Origin of the sequence: Paracoccus alcaliphilus (assembly GCF_028553725.1) — a bacterium.
GTDB classification, from domain to species: Bacteria; Pseudomonadota; Alphaproteobacteria; order Rhodobacterales; family Rhodobacteraceae; genus Paracoccus; species Paracoccus alcaliphilus.
Genome location: NZ_CP067127.1, coordinates 238,550 through 264,241, shown reverse-complemented (window position 1 = coordinate 264,241; position 25,692 = coordinate 238,550). Strand labels below are relative to the sequence as shown.

Here is a 25,692-nt window from a genome sequence, read left to right as displayed (position 1 = left end):
GCGAATAGCTTTGCTGCGTGGCGACCTCGACGGGGGCGCCGCTGGCATCGGTTAGGCCACCTTGCGGTTTTGCGACATCGCGCGGCGGACTGCGGACAGGAACGCATCGCTTGCGTTCTGGAGAAGGTGCCAGCGGTCGGCGACCTGTATGGCGTCCGGAAGAGCTTGTGAGATTGCCCGGCCATACCCGCCATTCCAATCCCGCGCGACAATCTCGATCTGCGGATGACGTCGCAGCCAGGCGGCCACGGTCGCGGGCTCGCGATCCGGCAGGAGGTCGATGACAGCGCGGCGCTCGAGATCGCAGACCAGGGTGCCGTAGCGTTGCCCCTTGCGCCACGCCCAGTCGTCAATGCCGACGACACGCGGTCGCGAAAACGGCTCATTCGCCGGTCGCACAGCGCCTCGCAGGAAGGTGTCTTTGCTGACGCGCAGCAGAATGCGACGCCCAAGTGCCTGGGCAGGCCGGCCCCCCATGGCCCGACCAAGATATGCAACAAGATCCTGGAAGCGGCCCGTTCGCCGACCATGCGGCTGCGCGAGAGAGACCGGGACTGCCTCGCTAAACGTCTTGACCTGGCATTGCGCAATCAGACATCGGAACCGCCGAACCGAAAGGCGCAGCTGAACAGTTCGGCCGTGGGCGGGCAGATCTGTGATACTGCGGACATAGCGCCCATGTCGGCGCGCCGAACGGAAGCCGCACTCCGGACAGAACGCTTCGGACCGGATCATCTCCGCATCAACCGAAATCACCGCGCCGTCCACCTTGTATCCGGTTGCGCGCACCCCCTCAGGCAAGAGCTTGGTATCGTAGCGTGCCTGCATGATGTCCACCTCCATGAACAAACACGCTGAATGTAGAGCTGGCGCATACAGACATCACACAATCTGCGTCAGAGCCCCTTTTCGACGCCGATCAGGGGGCACTCTTCAACGCCGATTGACACCTCGATTGCGCTGATCTCACCCTTCTCCAATCGGCTGGGGGTCTGGTCCAGCGTCTCGAGCGCCCGGGCCATGTGCAGGCTGACCATGCTCTGGCGGATGCGCACCCATCCCGCAACCGGGCGGCTGATTACCTTTCCCCTATAGGGCTCGCGCATCTGGTTGTGTCTGGATGGGCCTTCCCCCGGGATGCAGGCCCAGAACCGTCACCGCCAGACCATGTTTCGCAAAGCGGTCCCGCACCTTCTCCACCGCGGCGATTGCCGTGATATCCCACAGCTTCGCGCGCGATAGATCAATCGTCACCGGGCCCTCGTGATCCACCGGATCGAAGGAATCGATGAAAGCATCCGCCGAGGCGAAGAAGATCTGCCCATCGACCGTGTAATGGTCACCCTCGCGCCGCACATGCTGCATTCGCACGACCTTGGCGGCGAAGAAGACCCCGCTCATCAGCACGCCGACCAGCACCCCCAGCGAGAGGTTGTGGCTGAGGATCGTCACCGCCACGGTGGCCAGCATGACAAGGTTGGACAAGGCGGGCGTGCGCCGCAACCGCCGCAGAGAGCCCCAGTCCAGCGTATCGATCGAAACCATGACCATGATCGCGACCAGTGCCGCCACCGGCACCCGCCCGACCAGATCCTTCGCTGCGACAATCAACAGCAGCAGCATCCCACCGGCGGCCAGCGTCGAAAGCCGCCCGCGCCCGCCATATTTCACGTTCGATACCGTCTGGCCGATCATCCCGCAGCCCGCGATGCCGCCGAACAGGCTGGCCGCGACATTGGCAAGCCCCAGCCCCCGCGACTCGGCGTTCTTATCCGATGGCGTGCCGGTCAGGTCATCAACCACCCCGGCTGTCATCAGGCTTTCCAGCAGCCCCACCATGGCGATGGCCAACGCAGGCAGAAAGATGATGTTCAGCAGATCAAGGCCTAGGGGCACATCGGGCAATCCGAAGGCCGGCAACCCCTCGGGCAATCGGCCCAGATCGCTGACGCGCGGCACGTCGATCCCGGCTGCCGAACAGATCGCGGTCAGCAGCACGACGCAGATCAGCGGGCCGGGGATTTTTGTCGTCAGCCGTGGTGCCAGATAGATGATCGTCAGCCCCAGAGCGATCATACCATAACCCGCTAGGCCCGCGTTCAGGATATGCGGCAGTTGGGCGGCAAAGATCAGGATGGCCAGCGCATTGACGAATCCGGTGCGGACCGAGTTCGAGACATATCGCATCAGCGTCGCCAGTCTGGCAAAGCCGAACAGGAACTGAAACAGCCCCGCCAGCAGCCCCGCCGCGAAAAGATACTCGACACCGTGTTCGCGCACCAAAGGGGCCACGACCAGCGCGACCGAACCCGCCGCAGCCGATATCATCGCCGGCCGGCCGCCAAAGACCGCGACGACGATGCTGATGATAAACGAGGCATAAAGCCCGACCGCAGGATCGACGCCTGCGGTGAAAGAAAATGCGATGACTTCGGGGATCAGGGCGAATGTCGCCACCGCCCCGGCAAGGATTTCGCGGACAGGGTTTTCCCGCCACTGGCGAAGATAGTGCCGTGTGCTACTCATGATGTGAAAGGCGTGTCTGGGATGCATTGTCCGGCGGATCGGCGGCCGGAATAGCCACCCGGACTTGCACCGGGTCCATGCGATTGCGGACCCCCTAGCCGATAGCGTCCGGAATGCCAAGCCGGGACCTGCGGTATGTGTCCTTCCCGCCACATGGCAGGCCAACTCTCACAGGTTGGTCATATTTGGTCGCATGACGCAAGGGAAGCGGCGAATTGGATCCCGAACGTCAGCGATCGCCAGCCTCGTTTTCACGGAAACAGAGGTATCGCATGAGGTGCTGCTCGACGCCAAGGTGAAGATCTCCATGGACGGCCGTGGCCGCTGGATCGACAACCGGATGATCGAAAGGTTGTGGCGGTCGCTGAAATACGAATGCGTCTACCTGAACGCCTTCGAGACCGGTTCGCAAGCCCGCAAGGGGATCGGCGCCTGGATCAGCTATTACAACGAAAAACTTCCGCACTCATCGCAGGGGTTGCTGTCGCCCGCTGAAGCCTATGATACTCCCAACCAGAACCTGAAAGCCGCAGCCTGACATGAAACCCATGCCAGAGCTTAGCGAGGCGGCAAACTGGTCAAAAACCCCGGACCACCTCTCAGAACGACGGACGAAGGGGCAGCGGTTGGACAGGAACGCGACCAGCAGGGCGGGGTTGTGCTTGCTGTCTTTCAGGCTGTGTAACCTGCCATCCGCGCTTGCTATTACCCACAAATATCTGAATCGATTTGATGTTTGAGAGAGAAAAATCTTGATTCGAAAGAATCACTTATGATTCGTCTTCGAGCACCCGAATTCCTTGATGAGGTGCGCGATGTCTGCCGGATCCGAGAATTTTCCACCTGACGGCAGCCATTGGTCGGAGCGCGAGGTGAATGTGGGCGCCTTCAAGGATGCCCGCCTCGGCAACCGGTTCGTGGAACTTCTCAGGTGTCTGAGCGACCGGATGGGCGGGACGATCCCGCTCGCCTGCCAGGACTGGGCCAGCACGAAGGCAGCCTATCGGTTCTTCTCCAATCCACGGGTCGAGGAGGGCGATATCCTGAGCGGTCATTTCGATGCCACGAGAACCCGGTACTCGGCGACCGGCGGCACGGTCCTGCTCCTGCAGGATACCACCGAGTTCACCTACCAGCGCCGTAACCCGCATGACGTGGGTTTCACCAAGAGCGTCAATAGCGGTCGCGACAGTAAAGGGCGTCTGCGCCATCACGCAGTGTGCGGCATACTGATGCATTCCAGCCTGGCCGTCACCACGGAAGGACTGCCCCTCGGGCTGGCCGCCGTCAAATTCTGGAACCGGGACAAATTCAAGGGCACGGCTCAACTCAAACGCAAGATCAACCCTACCAGAGTTCCCATCGAGACGAAGGAAAGCATCCGATGGCTCGACAACCTGCGCCAGTCACTCGCCCTGCTCGGACAGCCCGAGCGCTGTGTGCATGTCGGCGACAGGGAAAGCGACATCTACGAACTTTATTGCCTGGCCCGGGAGCTTGGAACCCATTTCGTCGTGCGCACCGTGGTCGACCGGCTTGCCGGAAACGGGGGACATACGGTGAAAAGTGAGATGGCCGCGGCCGAAAGCGCCGGCACGCATGTGATCGAACTGCGCGGCGATGACGATGCGATTGAGCGGATCACCCTCGACATCCGTTACAAGCGGATCCATGTCCGCCCGCCGATCGGCAAGCAGAAGCGCTACCCGTCGCTTGATCTCACGGTCATTCACGCGATTGAACTTGCCCAACCTCCCGGCCGCAAACCCATCCTGTGGAAGCTGGTAACCGATCTGGAGGTGACGTCCCGCGAGGAGGCCATCGAGAAGATCCGCTGGTACGCCATGCGCTGGAAGATCGAGGTCTTCCACAAGATCCTCAAGTCGGGCTGCCGCGCCGAGGATGCCAAGCTGCGCACCGCCGATCGCCTTGCCAACCTCGTGGCTGTCTTTTGCATCGTTAGTTGGCGCGTGTTTTGGACAACCATGATGGCGCGCGCCAGTCCCGAAGCTGACCCGGAGACCGCCTTGACCCCCGCGGAGATCGCCATCCTCGACAGGCTCGTCGGAGATGCCGGCAATCGAGGAGCGAGGCCGGGCACGCTTCTGCTCTATCTGACAAAGCTTGCGCGCCTCGGCGGCTATCTCGCCAGAATGTCTGATCCGCCCCCCGGCAACACCGTCATATGGAGAGGACTACGCCGCCTCGCCGATATCCAGCTCGGAGCCGAGATAGGCCAAGGGTCCACTTGTGGGTAATCGCAAGGCCAACCGGGACGTTACAACCATTCGCCTATCTCAAGGCAACCTTGGAAGCCGTCGCCGCCGGCCACCCGCAGGCAAAGATTGACGATCTGCTGTCGTGGAACTTGAACTGTTACGCAACACTGTTTTCCGTAAGCCGGTCGAGCGCCACCGCCGCATATGCCTCATCGATTTCGATGCCGATCGCGTTCCAGCCCAGCCTTTGGGCCGCCACCAGCGTGGTGCCTGACCCGACGAACGGATCCAGAACAACACCTGTCGTTTTGCCATGCATCCGCAGGCACCGCAGCGGCAATTCCAGAGGAAAGGTGGCGGGATGACCATGCTTCCCTGCCCCGCTGCGGACGGTTTCATAAGGAATGAACCACGTGTTGCCGGCACATCGCCTGTCGCTTTTCGCGTGCTGCCAGCGACTGATGTTGCTCTTGTCCTCATAAGGCACGCCGATTGCCTGGCGATCGATCTGCACATCGCCATGGCGGGTAAAATGCAGAATTTCCTCGTGCGTCCGGTTCAGAAAGCGCCTGCTGTTGATCGGCTTGAAATGTCCCCGCGTCCGATCATCAATCGCGATGGATTTCACCCATGAGATTCGGTTCTGCAACGTCAGATGCGCTCTGAACTGACCCGCGACATCCGCGGCAATCCAGGGATCGGGCCCGGCGCCGAGATTGATGTAAGCGGCGCCATCACCGACCAGAACGCGCGCGATTTCGGCTGCTATCGCATTCATCCATGCCAGATATTCATCGCGCGGACGGCAGTCATTGTAGCTGCGATAGGCCACACCGATATTATACGGCGGAGAGGTGATCACCACATCCACACTGTTGGTTTTGATCGTCGGGAGGATATCGAGGCAATCGCCGATCATGACGTTCTGAATAGCGCCATGGTTCTTCTGTGGCACCTCGCATTTTTCCTGAACAAGCACAGGAAGGGTGTGAGTCGAGTGTTCAGTCGTCGGGAATTTTGGATTAAAAATTGTCATTTTTGTCGGCACTCCGTTTATTAGCCGACAGGAATAATAGTCGCCAAATTCCGGCTGGAAACAAGTCTGAGCGTGTAATCCACAGGATTCGACCGCGCAAATAATGGTTCGGCGGGTTCCGAGAGATGGTGCGATATTTCTCCAGCCATCCCCATATCACCCCGAACGATTCATGTGGATTACGCGAATCCAGTTGTCGCATCCTGCAAAATTGGGCTTATTAATATTGTCGTTCTTAACCCGTCATGGAGACGACATATGACGACAAGCATCGACATCGACGCCCTGCGCGCGACACTCACGGCCCTGCCACCCAAGGCCATCACGCAGCCGACAGCGCGCGACATCATTACCGCACTCGCACCTGAACTGAAGGTGGCAATCCGGGAGCGCGGCTACACTTATGCCGATCTGGCAGAGAAACTTGAGGCCGGCGGCCTGAAGATTTCCGCAAGCACCCTTGGCAGCTATCTGCGTGCAGCCGGACAGGCGCAGGCATCGTCACGACCGGTCCGCCCGATACGGCGCAACCCGGCCAGCAAGAAGGCCTCGGTGACGCCTCAGAACTTTTCGACAGGCGAGGTTTCAGCATAAATTTCTTCTTCAGGAGGCGGGGAGAGCCCTGCCCCGCCTCCCGGATGCCGCAGGTTTTTATCGCTCTCCCTGATCGGCATCAGCGTGCGATCATTTTTCATATCCGATAAAATTATTATCTTTTGATTTCAGCAAGCTGAACATGCATTCCAACATTTATCGAAATTGGTAATGCGACCGGAAAGCTCACCCCGAGATCGGCACGGCGGAGATTCGTCCCGGTCCGATAATATGGAATGGAGCATCCTGATCCCGTTTATCGGACAGCAGAAGACCACCAGGAATCCCTGTCAGAAAATGCCGGCCCGGAAGAGAAAATGGTGGCCTTCAGCAAAGGTCAGCAGTTGGCATCTCCACTGGATAGCCGTGCAGAAAAATGCGTTCCCGGAATCAAAAATGCTGGTTCGCAATTCTGCCTGCCATCCTTGCCAACATCAGGTTTCCCGCTTGCCGATGACTCTCTCAAGCAGCCGCCGAATCATTTCGGGGCGTGTCGGTAGGTCAGCCTCATCACGACGCAGATCATCAATTGTTTCGATCATGGTACGCGGCAATCGAAGAGTTATGGGTTCCGTATCAAGACGTGGACGACCCATTTTACGTTTTTCTTGCATGACATCGCATTTCTCTATTGATTAATCGATTTTACGATGTCATAATGTGCGAGCAAAGGCAAGGGTTGCCCCCCTCACCTCTGCTCTGACCACAACGATCTCGTCTGAGGAGACCGCATATGGCTAATGCCGCACATACCACGCCCATCGAGGCGACTGAAGGCCTGCCCCATCCGGGCAGCTTCACCGATACCGTCATCACGAACAGCTTCTCGCGCCTGCTCGATGCGCTGGCGTCGCTGATCGGTGCCGAGCGCGATATCGCAGACGTCGATGTCTGGGATCCCGCATATCGGCCCTGGCTGACCGACGCAGAACATGCTCATCAACTGGTGACCGATCTGCTGCGCGTGATCAGCGATACCCATCCGCAGCACGCCGTTGATCTGCCGTTGATCCGGATGTCTTCCGCGATCCACATGCTGCTGGGATCCGAGGCGCCGCATGAGCTGCATCACGCCCTGCGGTTGATCCAGGATCCGCAATTCGATGCCGACCCCGATCATGGCGAAACGGACTGGCATATTCAGGAATTGATCCTGATCGCGCAGGATCGTGCGATGGAGCTCGCATCGCTGGATCCCTATCAATCGCATGACGACCCGGATCCCGAACTCGACATCTGGCCCGATCCTCTGGCGGCCTGACATCTCTTCCCGGCGAATAGCGCATCACCGATGACCGCGACCAGCGGTCCTCGGATGCGTGATCACGGCGATGCCATCGGCTTGCGCAGACTTTACGCGCAACCGCGGCACCTCTGTCAGCCCTGCTTTCAACAGAATCGAACTGTCGGGTTCCGCAACGGGTCCGGCAGTGGCCGCCGCATGCCTGTGCGATCCCTTTTTCCGTAAAGGATATCAATATGAATCTGAACAGCCACCGCCCCCGCCGCCAGTCGCCCGTGCTCCAGAACCGGACCATCATCCCGAACGACATGGTCACCTCTCACCCCGAACAGTTTTCCTTCTACCCCGGCGCCATCCATGCGCATTGGCACGCGACTGCAAACGCCAAAGGCTTCGACATCACCGGGCGCATCCTGGATCGCTATCATCTCGCACTGCGCTGCCATGCGTGCAGCCATGTCCATGCCAGCCGCATTTACACTGTGATGTCGGTCCAGCCGCAATGCCCGGCCTGCATGCTGGCGCGGTTGCAGCGCGATGCGGAAGCGGCAGGCGTGACACATCTGCGCCGCGACCCGGAGCACAGGCAGTATAGCTTCTATCGCGCATCCTGCGGCCACGACGTTCGCCGCCAGCATGAAATCATTCGCCGGGTCGCCGCTGGGGTCACCGATTTGCGCTGCGAGACCTGCCATGCCGCCACCGAAGCGCGTGAGGCGCGCAAACGCGGCTGGATGCTGGTGGGCCCCGATCCCGAGGGCGATCCGAACTACAGGCTCTACGCACATGCTGATGGTTGCGGCGCCCAACAGCGCATCGCCCGCGTCAATATGCGGACGGGCCGGTTCGAATGCAGCTGCTGCGGTGAAGGCTGGGCAGCATCGCGCAGCTATCTCTATGCGATGAGCTTCACGCTAGCGAACGGCCGCGACCTGGTGAAGCTGGGCTATTCCCGTGATCCCGAGTCGCGCTTGCTGCATCAGCTGCGCATCGCGCGGACCATGCCCTGCGAGATCTTGCGGGTGGTCGAAATGGCATCGGGCCATCAGGCGATCCGCACCGAGAAGGGGCTGCATACCGAATTGCGCGAGACGCATCCGGATGCGGTTGTCGATCCCCTTCTCTATCGCGGCCAGATCCGCGTTCGCTCGGAGATTTATGATGCGACACTGACGCCACTGATCCTGTCGATGCTCGACGGCATCGAAACACAAGCCGCAGCCGCCTGAGCGCGCAGCGCGCAGCGGATCGGCTTCGCCCCGCAGCACACACATCCACGCCCCATCCATGACTGCACGGGCGCGCACCTGCGGCGCGCCCTGCCCCGACATGTTTTCCATTTTTCCGGGGAGATACCCTCATGCCCAATCAAGTTAACCCTGATCCTTCATGGCGACCTTATGCGGATGCCATTGCTGCACGACTGGCGGCCGAGCACGCGGCACAGGAGGAGGCGCGCGACAAAGCGCGGGGCCTGGCAGGCGCTCGTGACGATCCTGATCCCATCAACGAGTTGCCACCGTTCCTGCAAACGAAAACCCAGAGAGAGCTGGCGAATAATCTGTCCGACAAATCGTCCGATCCGGAAGGCAAACCGCTTCTGCTGTCAGACGGTGCGGCGGATGCGCTGAGTGATACAGGTGCGGATGCGGCCCTAATTGCGGATGACATGCGTCCCGTCACGCGCTTGCCGGCGCACCGGTTGTCGATGGCGATCCGCTTGGCGGCCACCATCGGCAGCGAGACCAATCTGCAGCGCTATACAGAACCCGGTGCCATTACCCTGATCACCGGCATCGCTCCCGCCCATCTCGAGCTTGCCATGGGACTCATTCGGCAGCGATTGTTTGCGCCCGGCGTGCCGGTGACAACAGAGCCGAAGCACTATGGCCCTGATGATACGATGATCCTGCTCGCGCCCGATGCGCGCGGTGACGAGATCACTGCGACCGGACAGCAGGCCTTCCATCGTGGGATCAACAAGGCTTTGGAGCGCAATGGCGGCCTGATCCTGTTGGCACCGGATGCCTCCTGCCTGCCGTCCGGCATGCAACGGGGCATTCCGAATGTCATGCGTCTGACGCCCCTGAATCGAGAGGTGCTGATTGCGCATCTGCGTCACAGCCACAATGCGTCCGGCTGTATCGATGAGGATGTGCTGCGTGATGTTTTGCCTGATGATCGCCTATTGTCAGCGCTGCCTTTCACCAGCTTGCGGCTGGCGTTGCGTGCCGCGACGGCGCGCGCAGTGGCAGAGCGCCTCGCAGAACTCTGCGCATACACACAGCCCGACGGTCCCGATCTCGATGTGATGACCGGCAATGGCCCGGCGCTCAACGCGGCACGCCGGTTGATCGCCGATCTGCGGCTGTGGCAAGATGGCAAGATCAAATGGACGGAACTGTCGCACTCGATGCTGCTCTATGGCCCACCAGGCACCGGCAAGACCTGGCTGGCCAGGGCGATGGGCAACACCGCCGGCATCGCGATGGTGGAGGCAAGTTTTGCCGGTTGGCAAAGTGCCGGGCACTTAGGCGACATGCTGCGTGAGATGCGCAAGAGCTTCTCCGAGGCACGCCGGCTGGCGCCCAGCATCCTGTTCATCGACGAGATCGACGCGGTGGGCTCGCGTGAGAGCGGCGATACGCATGGCAGCCGCTACCAGATGCAAGTCATCAACGGATTCCTTGGCGAGATGAACAGCATCGCACAGGAGGAAGGCGTCATCGTCATCGGTGCCTGCAATCATCCGGATCGCATCGATCCGGCGGTGCTGCGTGCCGGACGATTCGACATCAAAGTCGTCATGCCGATGCCGGATCGCGCCACGATCCTCGGCATCCTGCGGCAGCACCTGCACGACGAGATCGCCGGTGATGACCTCTTTGCACTGGCGACGACATGCGTCGGCCAGAGCGCCGCAGCAATGGATGCCGCAATCCGTGCCGCGCGTTCCGATGCGCGGCACGGCAGGACGTCGCTATCGGTCAATGCGATCCGCCGCCATCTCGGCATCGGCAGCGACCCCGCACAGGCGGCGACCGACTGGCGCGTGGCGGTGCATGAATGCGGCCATGCGATTGCCTGCGCGGCACTGGGATGCGGATCCGTCCAGCGTCTGCTGATCCTGCCCGATGGCGGCCAGACAATTCGGCTGAGCGGCCCACAGCAGGCCGTGCTGAGCGATATCGAAGCCGAGATCGCGCACGCGCTGGCCGGGCGTGCCGCCGAGCGAATGATCCTGGGCGATGTCTCGGGCGGTGCCGGCGGCGCGGCGGAATCCGACCTCGCACAGGCAACACGGCTTGCACTCGCGATCGATGTGATTCTCGGTCTTGGTGCCGATGGGCCGGTCTGGACTGCAGCGCCAGATCACGAGTTGCTGCGCAACCCTGTTGTCCATACACGTGTGCGCCAACGGCTCGAGGGGGCGGAAGAACGCGTGACAGAGATCCTCAGCAACCATGTTGATCTGCTGCGCGAGATGGCGAAAGCCCTGCTGGAGCAGCGTGAACTGGCAGGGCCGGAACTCCGTTCTTGGCTGGCAAAGGTCGCCGCTGTCCGGCACCACAACAATCAGGCTACGGATCGCCGCGCCGATCAATCTGTATCGGGTGACGGTGATCACCGACATGCGTCAAGCGTTCCCGAGATGCAGTCTCAGGCGATCGACAACGCTCCAGCAGAGTCACCCCTATCCGCGCCGACCTCGTCCGGCTCGTCACCATCACCGATGCGGATGTGGCCGAGGGGTTGGCCAGACGAAAAGCCCATCAGCAGGAGTTACTCACTGAGCATGGCCCGAACCGCGATCGACCTACCGCTGACTGTGGAATCGGTGCGTAAAGGACTGATTTTCGTCGGACGCCATGAACTGGACTGGTTGTTTTTCCGCAACTGGCGGCTCGCCGACGGCTGGTTGCCCCCCGAAGAACGGAAACGGGCATTGGAGATCGGCGTTGTTGCAGAACTCCGTTTTCTGAGGGATTCACACTGCGAATCCAGTGGGCTAAGGGGCGAGTATGAGCAAGCCTGAGCCGACCCGCTACCGCACGATGAACTGGAAGTCCTACAACGATGCCTTGAAGCGGCGCGGGTCCCTTCTGATCTGGCTGGACAAGGACATGGTTTGGCGCGCACCCAAATCCGGATGCAATGGTCGGCCGCCGGTCTTCTCTGATGCCGCGATCCAGTTCTGCTTGATGGTGAAGGTTCTGTTCGGCCTGCCTCTGCGGCAAACGACAGGGATGGTGGCGAGCATCCTTTCGATGGCCGGGCTCGACTGGCGGGTGCCCGATTTCTCGACCCTGAGCCGCAGGCAGAAGCGCATCACGGTTCAGATCACGAGCCGCCGTGCGCCGGGGCCGCTGAACCTGCTGGTGGACAGCACCGGGATCAAGTTTCTTGGTGATGGGGAATGGCTTGCCCGCAAGCATGGCCCGCATCGCCGACGCCAATATCGTAAGGTTCATCTGGCGATGGACACGGCTACAGGTGACATCCGCGCCGTCGAATTCACCTCAAGCCGTGAAGGCGACAGCCCTGTTCTGCCCGACCTGCTCAACCAGATCCCAGAGGATGAACAGATCGGCACCGTCACCGGCGACGGTGCCTTTGACACCCGACGCTGCCACACCGCGATCCTGGATCGAGGCGGCACCGCTATCATCCCGATCCGGAGGAATGGCCGTCTCTGGAAGGAGGATTGCCCCGCAGCCAGGGCGCGCAACGAGATCCTCCGGGCAACCCAGCGCTTGGGCAGGGCCATATGGAAGCGCTGGTCAGGTTATCACGTCCGAAGCAGGATCGAGGCAAGGATGCGCTGCCTCAAGGCCTTCGGTGAACGCATCTCATCACGAGACCCGGACCGCCAGACCGCCGAAATCCATATCCGCATCGCCCTCATGAACCGCTTCAATGCCCTCGGATCCGCCGAGATCAAACGCGTGGCATGAACTCAACGCGGAAAGGGAAAACTGCGCTCACACACTGACTTCTGCAACAACGCCTCCGGCATCCCGCAACAGAGCCGCAATCCGACGATAGCCATAGCGGCCATATTGTCGGGCCAGTTCGATCATGTCGGCGACCAGGCGATCTTCATCCGCTCGCCCTTGCGGCAACTTGCGCTGCGTGGAGCGATGCTGGCGCAGCACCTGGCAGGCCCGACGCTCGGAAACGCCCAACTCACCCCGGACATGGTCAATGCAGGCCCGGCGGCGAGCGGGGCTCAGAAGTTTCGCTGCGCGGACCTGCGGTTCCCCGAGCCGCCTCCGTCAGGATCAGCTTGTCCAGGGTCAGATCCGAAACAGCACGCCTGAGCCGTTCATTCTCCTGCTGAAGCCGCTTCAGTTCCTTCAACTGATCTACGCCCATCCCACCATATTGCTTGCGCCAGCGGTAATAAGTCTGTTCGACAACGCCGATCCGCCTGATCGCATCAAGACGGGACAGGCCTTGCCCCATCAGAACCTCAACCTGCCGCAACTTCGAGACAATCTCTTCCGGCTTCGGTCGCTTGTTGGCCATTCTCGATCCTCCGTTTCCTAATCATAACGGCGGACCACTTCACTGGGGGAGGATCACCGGGGAGCAGAGTTCCGAGGGGGCGGAGGTTGGTCGATCTCGCGCGGGCCGATGGGATGCGGGTCAATCTGCGAACCCGCACCATACATTGCGACGACCCACCGACGAAAACCATCATGAGGCGCAACAAGAGTGACCTCGGAGAGAACCATGACCCCGGACGGAATATCCATGCCCCCGCTTGACAAGGCCGCAATCAGAGAACCGGCCAGCGGCGCATGAAAGGCCACATCTGCAAGGCCGGATACACGACCGCACCTGATCACATGCTCGATCACCCCTAAAATTCACTTGTATCAAAGGGAGCGTCCATACACGGTGCAAAGAACCCCGAAAAGTTCGGCCACCCTTCAGCCGTGCTGCCTGTTTGTCGTGCGGCATCCATATCGGTGGTGCGACTGTAAGCCGGTGATTCGTTGTCTTTCCACGAGGCCAGTCAGCCAGTTAGGTGCGGCTTAGCGCCCACTACGCGCTTTGCGTATCGATGCGCCGGGATGGCAGTAATGCGGGACGGAGCGGTCGGTCAGCCGAGCCATCCATTGAAGCGCCGCTCACCTTCAGGGCTAAAGCTGACGATGCGTGAATCTGGCAACCGCCGCGCCCAAGCCTGCGCTAGCAGGCGTTCCAATATAGCCTTGCCCAATCGTCCGGCGAGATGCTGTCGCCGTTGGCTCCAATCAAGGCAGGCGCGGCATAGGGGGCGGTTGCGTGGCGGCAAGTCCCTAAAGTCCAGACCAATCTCGGCCAGCTTGTCGTTGCCGCGCTCTGTTACGGTCAGATCATCCTGCAACCACCGATCTGCCTGCATTCGCTCAAAAAGACGGACGCCCATCTCACCAGCCAGATGGTCGTAACAGATACGGGCCTTGCGTAAGCTGGGATCGCGCGGGCCGATGCGCAGAGGTGGCACGGCATCGCTGGAAAAGACCATCAGGGCTTCAATGAGATCGGCGACATGGGGACCGGACAGACGGAAATATCGGTGGCGCCCCTGTGCCTCGACCGTCAGCACCTCGCCATCCACAAGCTTGGCAAGATGAGAGCTGGCGGTTTGCTTCGTGATCCCGGCCAGCCCGGCCAGTTCGGTCGCGGTCAGCGCGCGCCCGTCCATCAGCGCTATCAGCATGGCACTGCGGGCAGTGTCCGCAACGAGGGCCGCTACGCGGGAAATATCAGGGCCTTCTCTCATGGTTCGATCTTAACCGAACCTTTCGATGCCTCCAATCGGCTAAGTCCGGTGTCAGCAAGAAAGGCAAAGACCCATGATTACCTGCGTTATCACCTATGACATCGACCCGAACCGGAGCGAATTGTTCGCGCAATATGCCCGCAACTGGGGGGAATGCAGCCCGCGATGCGGGGCTGAACTGATCGGCTATTTCGCCCCGCATGAAGGCTCCACCTCGACGGCCTATGGTATCTATTCGCTGCCATCCCTGGCGGATTACGAAGCCTACCGCACCCGTCTGGCGGCTGATCCTCTGGGATGCGAGAATTACGAGTTTGCCAAACGTGAAGGCTTCATCCGTCGTGAAAACCGCCTGTTCGTAAAACTGGCCTCGGCACCGCATGGGGTTCGCTCATGATTGCCGTCATTTTCGAGGCGTGGGTTCCCGGCGAGGCGCAGGCCGAATATCTCGATCTGGCTGCGGAACTGCGCCCGCTGCTGGCGGACCTTGACGGCTTCATATCCATCGAGCGTTTCCAGAGCCTCACAAACCTTGACAAGGTTCTGTCACTGTCGTTCTGGCGCGACGAAGCAGCGGTCGCGGCTTGGCGTAACCTGCCTGCACATCGGCGCGTGCAGGCTGCGGGCCGGAATCACGTCTTTGCCGATTACCATCTGCGGATCGCGGCGGTGACGCGGGACTACAGCATGAACTCTCGAAAAGAGGCTCCGTCTGATAGCCGCGCGATCCACAAAGCGGCCCCCGACCATATTTGATCTTGAGTTTCGGTGCGTTGGCGCGGCTTGGCGAGGCGATGGGGCAGGCCGGGGCATCTTTCGAGGGGGGCGGGGTGTTCAGCCAAGGCCGGGCTGCCGTCGCACATTTCCTGTTCCGCGAGGTAAAGGCGCCAAATGGACAGAATATCTGTCAAAAATGTACAATCCGGATGCCCCCGACACAGAAACCTCTCCTTGGGAGTGTGGGAGAAGCTGAAGCTGTATGACATCAACAATGACGCTGCAGGTCGGTGACCTCGTGACGAATTGCGGGAAACGTGGCTTAACAGTGACTGGCGAATTGCTTCAGGCCGCGGCATTGTGCAATTGCCATGAACAAGCCACCTGAATGGGAGCAAGAAATGATCGGCAAGAAGGGCCCTGCGCTCAGCATCGCGATAACAACAACTGTACTGGTGATGGCATGTGCCCCGGAGCCTGCGCAGAACACCGTTAACGATGATTACGCCGTATATTGTGCCAGTTGCCACGGCGCATCCGGTCGCGGAGATGGTCCCGCATCTGGCGGAATGGAGCCGAAACCAAGCGACCTGACGCTAATCGCTCAACGGAATGGCGGAACATTCCCGCGACTACAGATCATGGGGAAAATCCATGGCTACACCATGGGCTCCAGTGATCGTACGATGCCCGAATTTGCCGAAGCTCTCGACAGCCCGCCGGTTCCCTATGACACAGGTGACGGTACTCCCTCCCCGATGCCGGAGCGGTTAGTGGAACTTGCCAAATATCTGGAATCCATTCAGGCGCAGTAACGGCATCTGAATCAGGCTGGCGCGGATCAATCATCCCGGCGCGATGCCGGTCCGATCACGGTCGATGTGGAGCATGTCGCCCGCATGGGAAGGCAGGTCGTGCCAGTTCGGTCAGCCTTTCCGCAAGCCCCGAACGAACCGGAAGATCGCGTAGCCTGCCGCGACGACATAGAGGAAACTGCCGATGAACATGATGCCATAGACGGCAGCGAAGAGATCGCGGTCCAGTTCGTAGCTATGAGGTTCGAGAGTCGCGGAGTAGATGAACATCGAGATGAGATAGCCGATGGCATAGCCCAGCAGCCCACATGCCGGAACAAGCACGACCAGCCCGACGAGAAGGAGCGCGATTTTCTTCAGCATGGCGTGCCTCACTGGAAATCCGTCAGATGATCGAGTGAGAACCTGTTGGAACCGCTCTCGCAGATATGCCAGTCCTTCTCGGCATTGGCCTCGTCGTGACGACCGTGGCACCAGCCCCGTTCGTTCAGCGCCAGCCCGTAGATGATCATCGCCTTGCAGGCGACGACGACCTCGACGTCGCGGCTCGGGTTCCTGAGGCAGAGATCGCCGGCATCATGATGAAGTTCCTTCAGCCGATCATCGCTCTCGGTCGCTTCATCGAAAAGCGGTTCATCAGCCTGGGCCGGCAGGTGACAACCGGCCGCTGCGATCATTGACATGAGGCCAAGTGTGGTCAGGCGCAATGGGACCTCCTCTTCATTCGAAAAAGTCGCATATGTCGCGCTTCATATCACAATCGGGCCTTCGCCGACACAACCCTGCCATTTGCACGTCGCCTTGGGCAGTTTGCGGCCGATGGCACCTGCCGGCCTGCCGGAGGGTTCGGCAGCGGGGGCGAATCCGGTTGTCCCCCGTCAGTGCCCCTGGAACAGCCGAGTTGATTTTGTAACGGAAGGCTTCTGGCCTATCGCAACCACCGAGACGCGACGATGAGACAGAAACCCGGACCAGCGAAGCGGGCCAGTAATCGGCCAGCCACAACAGAAAGGCAGCGGCCCACAGCAAGGCGGTGACGGCGGGCGACAGATCGACCACCTCGCCCAGCAACGCCAGCGCCACCAGCCCGGTCGACAGGTTCAGCCGCCCCGGATGCGGGCGGAAGGCATGAGGGTAAGCAAGGACGCTGATCGAGCCATGCGCTCCGTGCAATGCCGCAATGCAGAATTGTCCCTTCACAATTCATTCGTGGGATACCATATACCATAGAGAAGGCAGGCCACATCATCTTCCACAGGCCTGCGAAACTGAAGGAGGGTTAAACCATGACGACCGCAACCATGCAACGCCGCGCCTCGGGTCCCCGCGCTGCCATCCTGGCCATCTTCACGGCTGTTTCCGCGATGCTTGCAGAGGTCTATGGCCGCGTCGGTTCGGCTGAACCCAAGGCCGAAAGCTGGCACTATTTCTCGGCGTAACGGCACTTCCGTGCGCATTCGGGCCGCTTCTTTCATGAGCGGCCCGAATAACATCCATGTCGCGCCCTTGCGTCTCGCGGCGTGGCAGGAGGGGCAAGTTCCCCACGTTCCCCGAGCCCTGCGCGATAGTTGCCGCCAGCCGGATGTATTCGGCGATGCGCGAACCTATATCTGTATCGACGGGACGGTATTGTCCGCCCCGCGATATGGAGGACCCAACCATGGGTGCCGACAAGACCAATCAGGAAAATTCCTCGAAACCCGAACAGGCTCAGCAGAACGAGTCTGCGCCCGGAAAATTGGGCGACGAGCCCCAGCAGGCCGAACCGGGCAAGGATGCCGCGGCCAGTGAGGAACAACGCAAGTCCCGCCTTCCGGGCTGAGCGACAGGCAATCCCATCATTGCCGAAATGCACGACTGCGCGGCGGGGGAAACCTCGCCGCTTTGCTGTCGTCCGAGCGAGATGCGAGAAAGAACGGCTCTCTGAGCGACTCGGGTTGCCCCTGCTGGTTCTCAGTTGGTTCGGCACTCGGTTGCGTACAGCTTCGGCACCCGGTTGCATGACATTCGGCGCCAGTAGCTCCAGAAGTGCCGTTCTCGCCTTCGCTGTTGCTGCGAGTGACGGAGACAACAAGGGCGGAGCGCGGCCTGACCGTGGTGCGGCATGGCAGCTGCGGAATCAGTCCAAAGCGGACACCCAGTCCCTATGAAGCGTAAGCGGTGCAAAGAGCCCCGAAAAGTGCGGTCTCCCTTCAACCATGATGCCTGTTTGTCGTGCGGCACCCGTATCGGTGGTGCGACTCTAAGCCGGTGATTCGTTGTCTTTCCACGAGGCCAGTAAACCAGTTAGGTGCGGCTTAGCGTCTACTACGCGCTTTGCGAGTCGATGCGCCGGGACGGCAGCTATGCGGGACGAAGCAGACGTTTGCTGCCGCAGCAGGTAGGGTCTTGCTGCGGCCGCATGGCGAACTCCAAGCAGACGCTATTGACCTCAGCTTCGAGCCTTGATCCCGAGAGTGATCGCTGAAATCACATGCAAGGCATCTGCTCAGCTCTTGGGCTGCGTCAAGACCACGACTTTGCCGAATTGCTGGCTGCTTTCTAGGTAGCTATGCGCTTGCGCGATCTGATCGAGGGAAAAGCAGCGATCTATCCGCGGAGCGATGAGCCCCGAAGCAATGCCCGTGGTAAGGAAACTTTGCGCGCGAGACAGGGCCTCCGGATCGTCAGTCACCTCGGTATAGTAATAGCCGCGCAGGGACAGGTTCCTGCGCAGGGCAATTTTCAGCGGAAAGGGCGTCGGCTCATTACTGAGCGAACCGTGAATAACGATGGTGCCGCGCGGGCGGGTTGCCTCAGCGATCTCGGCGACCTGCGGACCACCGACCGCATCGAAGGCCGCGTCGATCCCGTCCGGGGCTGCTCGTGCCATGCCTTGCGCAAGCCCCTCTCTTTTCGTCACGATCACGGCTTCCGCACCGGCTTCCAGCATCGGCAGGCGCAAGTTTTCGTCCAGCACGGTGCCAATCGGGCTCGCACCTGCGGCGCGGCAGATCTGGATCGCGGCTAGACCCACCGTCGAGTTCGCCGCAGTGATCAGCACGCGCTGGCCCGCGCGAATGCGGCAAACCTCGATCAGCGCACCATAGGGCGTGCCGTAGGACATCCAGAGCGCGGCAGCCTGCACATCACTGAAGTCGTCGGGGCAAGGCAGGATCCGCGAGGCCGGGACATTGACCCAATCCGCGCAGGTGCCATGCGCCCCGAGTGGCGCGCCGGGCACAACACTGACCCTCTGACCGATATGGAACCCTTCGACGCCCGCGCCGATGGCGCTCACCCGCCCCGCTGCCTCGAAGCCAAGGCGCGATGGCAGCACCGGCTTTTCGATATAGGTATTACGGCGGAACATGACGTCAGCCCGGTTCAGTCCGATGGCAGCAACTCGAATGCCGATTTCGCCAGGTCCGGGCGGGGCTGCCGGGATATGGTCGATGCGCAGAACCTCTGGTCCGCCGGTAGCATGGACGCGCACGACGCGTTCACCGATTTTGTCAATGCCCATGTAATTCCTTTGCCCAGGATGCCCCGAAGGATGGTTTGCCGTTCCGTGTCTTTCCAATCAGGCTCAATGCCCCGCAGCCACCTTGGGGCGATCTTCGGCCAGATGGTCGTCGCGCGCCACGAGATTGCGTCGGCTCAGCCAGCCATGGCCCCAATCTCTCAGCCCGAATAGGATGGGCGCCAGGGTCCGGCCTTCCTCGCTGATCGAGTATTCGACTTTAGGCGGGATGACGGCGAAGACCTTGCGCTCGACAAGGCCATCTTCTTCCAACTCCCTCAACTGCTTGATCAGCAACCGTTGTGAGCAATCGCCCAACTCGCGCTTCAGCGCATTGAAGCGCAATGTCCCCTTTAGCAGGTGATAGAGGATCATGCCCTTCCATTTCCCGCTGATGAGATTGAGCGCGGCATACATCGTGCAGCCGGGCACCTCATCGTAATTCCGATCCTTGTTCATGCCCGCCTCGTTTACAGTATACTTTTAGACACTATATGCAGTTTATTACCCTATTTTAACTTTGGAGGCTACTCCCCAGATGGTTCTGACCGACCGCGCAACGACATGCCGCGCGGTCCGAACCATGTAAGGAGAGTGAAGCATGACCAGAGTAGTGCGTTTTCACGAATACGGTGGGCCCGAGGTGCTGCAGATTGATGATATCGACGTTCCTGCGCCGACAGCGGATGAGGTGCAGATCGCTGTCCGCGCCATCGGCCTGAACCGCGCCGAAGTGATGTTTCGACGCAACGCATATCTGCAGGAGGCAGAGTTTCCCTCTCAGCTCGGCTACGAGGCCGCAGGAACAATCAAGGCGCTTGGCGGCAATGTCGATGGAATGTCCGTCGGCGATGCGGTCAGCGTGATTCCGACACTGGATATGGCCCGTTGGGGCACCTATGCCGAAATCATCAACGTGCCTGCTCGCCATGTGGTCCGGCACCCGGAGAACCTGAGCTTCGAACAGGCTGCGGCGTCATGGATGCAATATGTCACAGCATGGGGTGCCTTGATCGAGCAGGCGCAGCTTTCTGCCGGAGAATTCGTGATCGTCTCGGCGGCATCGAGCAGTGTCGGCATCGCCGCCATTCAGATCGCTCGCAGCGTTGGAGCGACGGTGATCGCTACGACCCGCAGCAACGCCAAGGCCGATGCCCTGCGCGTTGCGGGTGCCCATCACGTGATCCCGACCGAGGAGATGGATCTCGCGGCAGAGGTGGCCGAGATAACTTCCGGCAAAGGCGCGCGCGTGGTGTTCGATCCCATCGGCGGACCTGCCATCGCGCAGTTGGCCGAGTGCATGTCCGTCGGCGGCATCTTGCTGGAATACGGCGCGCTCAGCACGTCCGAAGGCCCGTTCCCGCAATTTGCCGTTCTCGGCAAAAGCCTCACGTTGAAGGGCTATCTCTATACGGAAATCGTTTCCGATGATGCCATCCTCGACCGGGCGAAGGATTTCATCAACGAGGGCCTGCGGTCGGGCGCACTCGAGCCACTGATCTCAAGGATCTTCGGCTTTGACCAGATCCAGGACGCGACGCTCTTTCTCGAAAGCAACGCGCAGATCGGAAAGATAGTCGTCTCCTTGGACTGATCCATGGTCCGCTTGCATACCCCTCGCCTACCATTGAAGGCGAGGGCCGGATTGGGGAGGTCACCTTGTCAGCTTCGAAACGAGGGGTGATGCAGCGCTTCGCATGAATGACGGCAAAGGGCTCTTCTCTACCTTCGATGCTCCGTGCGACAACAGGCAACCGCCACCTGGCATCAAGACATTGAGCACGCCTTTGTGCCGGAATCCTGGTGGATTCCGGCTGTCGGTGTTTTCTCGGGAAAGGCCCGGCCTTGTCGACCGGGCCGATCAGGTTCAGTCGTCGAGCCGAGCTACCTGCTCGACTGCCTGCGCAGCTATCTTGGCGCGCATTGGCAACCCGACCTGATCCGCATCATTGGCCAGGACCGTCCCCGTGCCCGCAGGCTTGAACGGATATTCAGCGTGCCGACCCGGTGCGGTTATGCGGCCTGTGGGATCGAATTCGCACCTGTCCTTCTTGCCGCCCTGCGGCCCGCCGTTGCCCTCGTCGCGCCGACCCACGCCACCTCCGCTATGCCTCATGGCCCGGCCTGCCTCGCGACAATCCGCGCCGCAGCGCTGATCGACGTGCTCTCGGGCGCCCCCCGCGCAGCCTCTATCGCCTCCCGCCTTGGTCTGTCACGCCGCAGTCTGCAACGGCGGCTCGCCGACCACGGCACGACGCTCTCCATCCTGATCGGCACCTTGCGATACGAACGCGCCAGAACCCTGCTAATTGAAAGCCCGCTCTCCATCTCGATGATCGCCGAGAACCTCGGTTACGCCGACCCGGCCCATTTCACCCGTGCCTTCCGCGCTTGGGCAGGAATGTCCCCGAGCGACTACCGGGGCCTGGCCTGCCACTGATCATTGGCCTCACGCGACGCCTGCGGATCACAGCGAATGATGTTGCCTGGCAGCACGGTGTAGGGCGGCGGTCTCTGCGCTTTTGACCCCGCGGAATCTGCTCAGCTGCACATTGCAGAAATCCCGCTATGAAGAAGCATCTCAAACTTTATGAATACCTAATGGACAGCCTCATCCAGAACCGTCGAGATGCAACCGGCGACGAGATCGGCGTCGTCTTGTTGCGGCTCTTCGATCTCGATCAGGATGCGGAATACCCGGCTGCTTTCAGCAAGTGTCACGAAACCTCTGGCGTCCTCTTCCGCCGCAAGCCCCTCGCTGCGCTTGCACCTTCCCGCGTTGCGCATACACTGAGTTGAACGCACGATGCCAATGAACAGGAGAGACGATGCGGACCTTCACGAAAACCCTGTGGGGAACCTCGGCCGTTGTGCTTACACTTGCCGGAGCAGCATCGGCCGAGCCGATCGAGGTGAAGGTCTTCATCAGCGCGATGTTCGAGATCGGCGAGAACAGCGGCGACCGCGCCGGCGAGTATCAGCACTGGTATGAGCGCTACTGGCAGGACGCGGCACCGCAGGAGGTTCCGGGGGCGATCGCCCCGGTGCATTGCAATGACGAGGGCGTTTGCGGCTCGGTGCTGGGCATGGGCAAGGTCAACGCGGCGGCCTCGATGCAGGCCATCCTGCTGAATCCGGCCTATGATTTCTCGGATGCCTATTACCTGATCACCGGGGTGGCGGGCACGCCGCCGTCACGGGGAACCATCGGCGATGTGGTCTGGGCAAGTTGGCTGATCGACTACGACCTCGGCCACAGATGGGCGCCCGAGGAAGGAGAGCCCGGCGAGCCGGTCTTCATGCCGCGAAAGGGCTATGAGGAATATCGGGTTCATGAGCTGAATCCCAACCTGGTGGCCTGGGGTATCGAGCTGTCCTCAGATGTGGCGCTGAAGGATTCCGAAGAGGCGCAGACCTATCGGATGCGCTATCCGGATGCCGCCGCGCAGGCTGCGCCTTCCGTGAAGGTGGGCACGCATATGACCGGCGACACGTTCTTCCACGGCCCCGGCCTGTCGGACGAGGCGCAATACATGGCCGAACTCTATGAGGCGGACGATTATCTGGTTACCGAGATGGAGGACAACGCCATCGCGCAGGTCATCAACCGGCTGCACGGCACCGACCGCATCGCGGCGATCCGCGGGTCGGTGAACTTCGACCAGGGCCACCCGGACGAGACCACGCTCCAGCATCTCGATCCCGCGCCGGGAGAGACGGCCGGTGGATTTGCGGAAACCGTCGAGAATATCGCGCTGGTCGGCGCGCCCCTGGTCGATCGGATCGTGGCGGATTGGGAGGCATGGAAGGACGGCGTTCCGGCAGTGGTGGCAGACTGACCGAAAGGCGCTCGCTTCTGGCCCGCGTCATCGCTTAACCGATGCTCGAACAGGGTATCAGGCGGATGCGGTCTCCTGGACCCCGGATCGCCACGGGGCATGGCAGCGCTCTGATTGCCCGGGTGCAGCCCGGGATGAACAGCTGTTCTTGTGAATCCTGTCCCGCATCCGATATCATGACGGGCATGCCGGATGTTCATGTTTCCCTTCCTGCCCGTCCGATCACGGCGGTTCTGGTTATCGTCATCCGGGACGGTCAAACCCTGCTGGTGCAGCGCGCCAACCCTCCGGATGCGGGGCTGTGGGGCTTCCCCGGCGGCAAGGTCGAGTTCGGGGAATCTCTGCTGGCTGCCGCGGAGCGCGAATTGCTGGAGGAAACCGGTGTCAGCGCCGTCGCACGGCAGGTGATCGATGCGGTCGACGCCTATGATCGCTTCGCAGATGGCCGTCTTCGGCAGCATTTCGTGCTGATCGCGGTCCAATGTCAGTGGCAGCAGGGCGAACCCGTCGCCGATGATGACGCGATGGACGCGAAATGGGTCCCCATACAGGACATGGAATCCTCCCTCATTCTGAGCCGCGACGTTGCGGCGGTGGCAAGACAGGCAGCGTTGTTGGCGTGACGGGCGATCCGGGATATTCGGCACATCCTCTCCCCGCCCTGGATATCATTGCCAGGATGGTAACGATGCCAGACGGAGCGGTAATTGCCTTACGCTCCAATTTCCTGTTTCAGTTGAGCGAGCAATTCCGTTGGGGTAATCGTTGTGCCTGACCTCACCAGCCTGATCGCATTCGCGGCTATCTCACTGGGGATGGTGATGACGCCCGGCCCCAATATGATTTATCTCATCTCGCGATCGATCTGTCAGGGCAGGACGGCGGGGCTGATTTCTCTGGGCGGCGTAGCATTGGGGTTCGTCTTCTACATGATCTGCGCAGCGCTTGGCATCACCGCCATCGTGATGGCGGTGCCCTTTGCCTATGATGCGTTGCGATTTGCCGGGGCGATCTATCTGATTTATCTGGCCTGGCAGGCGGTGAAGCCCGGCGGCCGTTCGCCCTTTCAGGTCCGCCATCTGCCTGCGGATGGACCGCGCAAGCTGTTTCTGATGGGCTTTCTGACGAACCTGCTGAACCCTAAGATCGCCGTGATGTATCTGTCGCTGCTGCCGCAGTTCATCAGCCCCGAAAATGGCAGCATCTTCGCTCAATCCATGATCCTCGGGATGACGCAGATCCTTGTCAGCGTCAGCGTGAACGCGATGATCGCCATCGGCGCCGGAAGCATCGCGGTATTTCTTTCGGAGCGCCCGGTCTGGACCGTGGTGCAGGGCTGGTTGATGGGAACAGTGCTGGCCGCTCTGGCCGTCCGGATGATCACCGAGACCCGACGCTGAAGCCTTGTGGGTTGCCCCCGGTCCGAACGGCGGCAATGGGCTCCGGGCAACATGTTGGCGGGCCCGCCGAGCAGGGTAAGGCCGGCCCATGGACGAAGCCGCTCCGCGGCACCGGCGCCATTGGTGCGCGCTCTAGCGATGCTGGAGCAAGCGGACAGCGGACGTTCGGATCAGGCCGCCTCCGGCATGAAAATAGTAGCTTCCATGAAGGTCACAGCATTGCCTGACAGCAGGACGCGCTCCTTGGACAACTCACAGTCCAGCCAGCCACCACGCACCGAAGCCTGAAAGGCCATCAACCTGTCGCGGCCCAGCTTCGCGGCCCAATAGGGCACAAGTGTTGCATGGATGGACCCCGTGACCGGATCTTCGGGAATGCCAGCACCGGGTGCGAAATAGCGCGAGACGAAGTCCGCTGATGCCTCTTCGGCATCTGCCCCTGTTACCACAAGACCGACAGGGCCGAGCCTGGCGATTGCAGTCAGATCGGGCACGAAGCTGCGGACGGCTTCGGCGCTGCCAAGGTCCACGAAGATGTTCTCGAAGTTTCGGAAAATGCTGGTGGGTGGCGTTGGAAAGATATCCGCGATTTCATTCGGTAGCCTCTCGACCGCTTCGGGCGACAGCCGGGGAATATCGAGGCGGTAACCATGCGCCTCTTTCGATACCCGCAGCTCACCGACACGGGTATGAAAGACGAGATCGGAATCCGCACCCTGTTTCGTAAACAGGATATGCGCGGTTGCCAGCGTGGCATGTCCGCAGAAATCCACCTCATGCGCGGGGGCAAACCAACGCAAATCCCACGCGCCATCCGGCCGAGGTTTGACAAAGGCTGTCTCGGCAAGGTTGTTCTCCTGCGTGATCGCCAGCATCAGGGCATCAGAAAGCCAATCTTCAAGGACCAGAACAGCGGCGGGATTGCCCGCGAAAAGCTGATCGGTAAAGGCATCGACCTGATACATGCGCATAGGAAAAACCCACGTTGGGCAGAACTCTTACGGAGTTTAGTGGGATTTCCGACCG

Annotated in this window: 29 protein-coding genes, 3 pseudogenes and 1 other annotated feature; of the genes and pseudogenes, 20 read left to right on the top strand and 12 right to left on the bottom strand. The window is 60.8% G+C overall.

The genetic code is table 11. From position 1 onward, the window contains the following. Positions 1-51 precede the first annotated feature (51 nt). The 3 genes from JHW40_RS23380 to JHW40_RS23370 are packed head-to-tail and all read right to left on the bottom strand — an operon-like array spanning position 52 to position 2,526. Positions 52-843, bottom strand: coding sequence for an ISL3 family transposase (locus JHW40_RS23380; RefSeq protein ID WP_090617800.1), 792 nt, complete (start codon positions 841-843; stop codon positions 52-54). A gap of 53 nt (positions 844-896) precedes the next feature. Further along, a complete protein-coding gene (locus tag JHW40_RS23375; protein WP_090617798.1) occupies positions 897-1,106 on the bottom strand; it encodes a hypothetical protein in 210 nt (69 codons plus the stop codon). After that, the gene (locus JHW40_RS23370) at positions 1,090-2,526 is read right to left on the bottom strand and encodes a SulP family inorganic anion transporter (protein WP_090617796.1); all 1,437 of its coding nucleotides are present in this window, start codon (positions 2,524-2,526) and stop codon (positions 1,090-1,092) included. Before JHW40_RS23370 ends, JHW40_RS23375 begins: the two co-directional genes overlap by 17 nt. A gap of 24 nt (positions 2,527-2,550) precedes the next feature. After that, positions 2,551-2,606 (bottom strand) — a sequence feature (sul1 is cis-regulatory element that is thought to sense ions involved in sulfur or methionine metabolism; They are found in Alphaproteobacteria). A gap of 197 nt (positions 2,607-2,803) precedes the next feature. On the opposite strand from JHW40_RS23370, the pseudogene JHW40_RS23365 reads away from it, so the two are divergent. From JHW40_RS23365 to JHW40_RS24360, 3 genes and pseudogenes are all read left to right on the top strand, one after another. After that, a pseudogene (locus JHW40_RS23365) lies at positions 2,804-3,064 on the top strand (integrase core domain-containing protein); the annotation flags it as partial. Between the two features lie 277 nt (positions 3,065-3,341). Next, on the top strand, positions 3,342-4,784 hold the full coding sequence (locus JHW40_RS23360; protein WP_272849146.1) for an IS4 family transposase: 1,443 nt from the start codon (positions 3,342-3,344) through the stop codon (positions 4,782-4,784). Positions 4,785-4,804: 20 nt separating this feature from the next. Continuing rightward, positions 4,805-4,894: pseudogene (locus tag JHW40_RS24360) on the top strand (transposase domain-containing protein); the annotation flags it as partial. Positions 4,895-4,902: 8 nt separating this feature from the next. On the opposite strand, the gene JHW40_RS23355 reads toward JHW40_RS24360, so the two are convergent. Next, complete coding sequence (locus JHW40_RS23355; RefSeq protein WP_090617931.1) at positions 4,903-5,781, bottom strand: DNA-methyltransferase; 879 nt, start codon at positions 5,779-5,781, stop codon at positions 4,903-4,905. Positions 5,782-6,039: 258 nt separating this feature from the next. Between JHW40_RS23355 and JHW40_RS23350 the strand changes: the two genes are divergently transcribed. The 6 genes from JHW40_RS23350 to JHW40_RS23325 all read left to right on the top strand — a co-directional run bounded on the left by JHW40_RS23350 (position 6,040) and on the right by JHW40_RS23325 (position 12,573). Then, a complete protein-coding gene (locus tag JHW40_RS23350) occupies positions 6,040-6,375 on the top strand; it encodes a hypothetical protein (RefSeq protein ID WP_090617933.1) in 336 nt (111 codons plus the stop codon). Between the two features lie 236 nt (positions 6,376-6,611). After that, a complete protein-coding gene (locus JHW40_RS23345; protein WP_170851995.1) occupies positions 6,612-6,875 on the top strand; it encodes a hypothetical protein in 264 nt (87 codons plus the stop codon). Positions 6,876-7,108: 233 nt separating this feature from the next. Beyond that, positions 7,109-7,636 carry a hypothetical protein gene (locus JHW40_RS23340; RefSeq protein ID WP_090617936.1) on the top strand — a complete coding sequence of 176 codons (528 nt, stop codon included), beginning with the start codon at positions 7,109-7,111 and terminating at the stop codon, positions 7,634-7,636. Positions 7,637-7,854: 218 nt separating this feature from the next. Beyond that, on the top strand, positions 7,855-8,847 hold the full coding sequence (locus JHW40_RS23335) for a GIY-YIG nuclease family protein (protein ID WP_244519402.1): 993 nt from the start codon (positions 7,855-7,857) through the stop codon (positions 8,845-8,847). A 131-nt stretch (positions 8,848-8,978) separates the two neighbouring features. After that, positions 8,979-11,654, top strand: coding sequence for an AAA family ATPase (locus JHW40_RS23330; RefSeq protein ID WP_090617938.1), 2,676 nt, complete (start codon positions 8,979-8,981; stop codon positions 11,652-11,654). Next, positions 11,641-12,573: an IS5-like element ISPpa3 family transposase gene (locus JHW40_RS23325; RefSeq protein WP_026155396.1), complete on the top strand. Its 933-nt coding sequence runs from the start codon at positions 11,641-11,643 to the stop codon at positions 12,571-12,573. Before JHW40_RS23330 ends, JHW40_RS23325 begins: the two co-directional genes overlap by 14 nt. A gap of 45 nt (positions 12,574-12,618) precedes the next feature. Here JHW40_RS23325 and JHW40_RS23320 read toward each other — a convergent pair. Together JHW40_RS23320 and JHW40_RS23315 are read right to left on the bottom strand one after the other, a co-directional pair. After that, positions 12,619-13,147 (bottom strand): annotated as a pseudogene (locus tag JHW40_RS23320) (transposase); the annotation flags it as partial. A gap of 580 nt (positions 13,148-13,727) precedes the next feature. Next, a complete protein-coding gene (locus tag JHW40_RS23315; RefSeq protein ID WP_090610416.1) occupies positions 13,728-14,393 on the bottom strand; it encodes an ArsR/SmtB family transcription factor in 666 nt (221 codons plus the stop codon). Between the two features lie 73 nt (positions 14,394-14,466). On the opposite strand from JHW40_RS23315, the gene JHW40_RS23310 reads away from it, so the two are divergent. From JHW40_RS23310 to JHW40_RS23300, 3 genes are all read left to right on the top strand, one after another. Further along, positions 14,467-14,790: an NIPSNAP family protein gene (locus JHW40_RS23310; RefSeq protein WP_090610417.1), complete on the top strand. Its 324-nt coding sequence runs from the start codon at positions 14,467-14,469 to the stop codon at positions 14,788-14,790. Continuing rightward, the gene (locus tag JHW40_RS23305) at positions 14,787-15,149 is read left to right on the top strand and encodes an antibiotic biosynthesis monooxygenase family protein (RefSeq protein WP_090610418.1); all 363 of its coding nucleotides are present in this window, start codon (positions 14,787-14,789) and stop codon (positions 15,147-15,149) included. The genes JHW40_RS23310 and JHW40_RS23305 overlap by 4 nt, the downstream gene beginning before the upstream one ends. 332 nt (positions 15,150-15,481) lie before the next feature. After that, positions 15,482-15,925 carry a c-type cytochrome gene (locus JHW40_RS23300; protein ID WP_272849145.1) on the top strand — a complete coding sequence of 148 codons (444 nt, stop codon included), beginning with the start codon at positions 15,482-15,484 and terminating at the stop codon, positions 15,923-15,925. 111 nt (positions 15,926-16,036) lie between these two features. On the opposite strand, the gene JHW40_RS23295 is transcribed toward JHW40_RS23300, so the two are convergent. Genes JHW40_RS23295 through JHW40_RS23285 form a run of 3 tightly spaced genes read right to left on the bottom strand, consistent with a single transcriptional unit; the run spans position 16,037 to position 17,125 of the window. Further along, positions 16,037-16,288 (bottom strand): hypothetical protein, encoded by a 252-nt coding sequence (locus JHW40_RS23295; protein ID WP_090610421.1) that lies wholly within the window; start codon positions 16,286-16,288, stop codon positions 16,037-16,039. An 8-nt stretch (positions 16,289-16,296) separates the two neighbouring features. Further along, entirely contained in the window at positions 16,297-16,632 is a 336-nt protein-coding gene (locus JHW40_RS23290; RefSeq protein ID WP_272849144.1) for a hypothetical protein, read from the bottom strand. Between the two features lie 13 nt (positions 16,633-16,645). Beyond that, positions 16,646-17,125, bottom strand: coding sequence for a hypothetical protein (locus JHW40_RS23285; protein WP_090610303.1), 480 nt, complete (start codon positions 17,123-17,125; stop codon positions 16,646-16,648). Positions 17,126-17,211: 86 nt separating this feature from the next. Between JHW40_RS23285 and JHW40_RS23280 the strand changes: the two genes are divergently transcribed. Together JHW40_RS23280 and JHW40_RS23275 are read left to right on the top strand one after the other, a co-directional pair. Further along, positions 17,212-17,364 (top strand): hypothetical protein, encoded by a 153-nt coding sequence (locus JHW40_RS23280; RefSeq protein WP_170851707.1) that lies wholly within the window; start codon positions 17,212-17,214, stop codon positions 17,362-17,364. A 221-nt stretch (positions 17,365-17,585) separates the two neighbouring features. Further along, a complete protein-coding gene (locus tag JHW40_RS23275; protein ID WP_170851708.1) occupies positions 17,586-17,747 on the top strand; it encodes a hypothetical protein in 162 nt (53 codons plus the stop codon). A 666-nt stretch (positions 17,748-18,413) separates the two neighbouring features. Here JHW40_RS23275 and JHW40_RS23270 read toward each other — a convergent pair. Beyond that, on the bottom strand, positions 18,414-19,430 hold the full coding sequence (locus JHW40_RS23270; protein WP_090610304.1) for a zinc-dependent alcohol dehydrogenase family protein: 1,017 nt from the start codon (positions 19,428-19,430) through the stop codon (positions 18,414-18,416). A 63-nt stretch (positions 19,431-19,493) separates the two neighbouring features. Next, entirely contained in the window at positions 19,494-19,886 is a 393-nt protein-coding gene (locus JHW40_RS23265) for a winged helix-turn-helix transcriptional regulator (RefSeq protein WP_170851709.1), read from the bottom strand. Positions 19,887-20,028: 142 nt separating this feature from the next. On the opposite strand from JHW40_RS23265, the gene JHW40_RS23260 reads away from it, so the two are divergent. From JHW40_RS23260 to JHW40_RS23235, 6 genes are all read left to right on the top strand, one after another. Beyond that, complete coding sequence (locus JHW40_RS23260) at positions 20,029-21,021, top strand: zinc-dependent alcohol dehydrogenase family protein (RefSeq protein ID WP_090610305.1); 993 nt, start codon at positions 20,029-20,031, stop codon at positions 21,019-21,021. Between the two features lie 144 nt (positions 21,022-21,165). Further along, positions 21,166-21,867, top strand: coding sequence for a helix-turn-helix transcriptional regulator (locus tag JHW40_RS23255; RefSeq protein ID WP_090610306.1), 702 nt, complete (start codon positions 21,166-21,168; stop codon positions 21,865-21,867). Positions 21,868-21,995: 128 nt separating this feature from the next. Further along, positions 21,996-22,226 carry a hypothetical protein gene (locus tag JHW40_RS23250; RefSeq protein WP_139208093.1) on the top strand — a complete coding sequence of 77 codons (231 nt, stop codon included), beginning with the start codon at positions 21,996-21,998 and terminating at the stop codon, positions 22,224-22,226. A gap of 29 nt (positions 22,227-22,255) precedes the next feature. After that, positions 22,256-23,266, top strand: coding sequence for a purine-nucleoside phosphorylase (locus JHW40_RS23245; RefSeq protein WP_090610308.1), 1,011 nt, complete (start codon positions 22,256-22,258; stop codon positions 23,264-23,266). A gap of 185 nt (positions 23,267-23,451) precedes the next feature. Further along, on the top strand, positions 23,452-23,889 hold the full coding sequence (locus JHW40_RS23240) for an NUDIX hydrolase (RefSeq protein ID WP_090610309.1): 438 nt from the start codon (positions 23,452-23,454) through the stop codon (positions 23,887-23,889). 144 nt (positions 23,890-24,033) lie between these two features. Beyond that, on the top strand, positions 24,034-24,666 hold the full coding sequence (locus JHW40_RS23235; RefSeq protein WP_090610310.1) for a LysE family translocator: 633 nt from the start codon (positions 24,034-24,036) through the stop codon (positions 24,664-24,666). Positions 24,667-24,836: 170 nt separating this feature from the next. Here the strand turns inward: JHW40_RS23235 and JHW40_RS23230 are convergent, their stop codons facing one another. Continuing rightward, positions 24,837-25,637 (bottom strand): PhzF family phenazine biosynthesis protein, encoded by an 801-nt coding sequence (locus JHW40_RS23230; protein ID WP_090610311.1) that lies wholly within the window; start codon positions 25,635-25,637, stop codon positions 24,837-24,839. Positions 25,638-25,692: the final 55 nt, after the last annotated feature.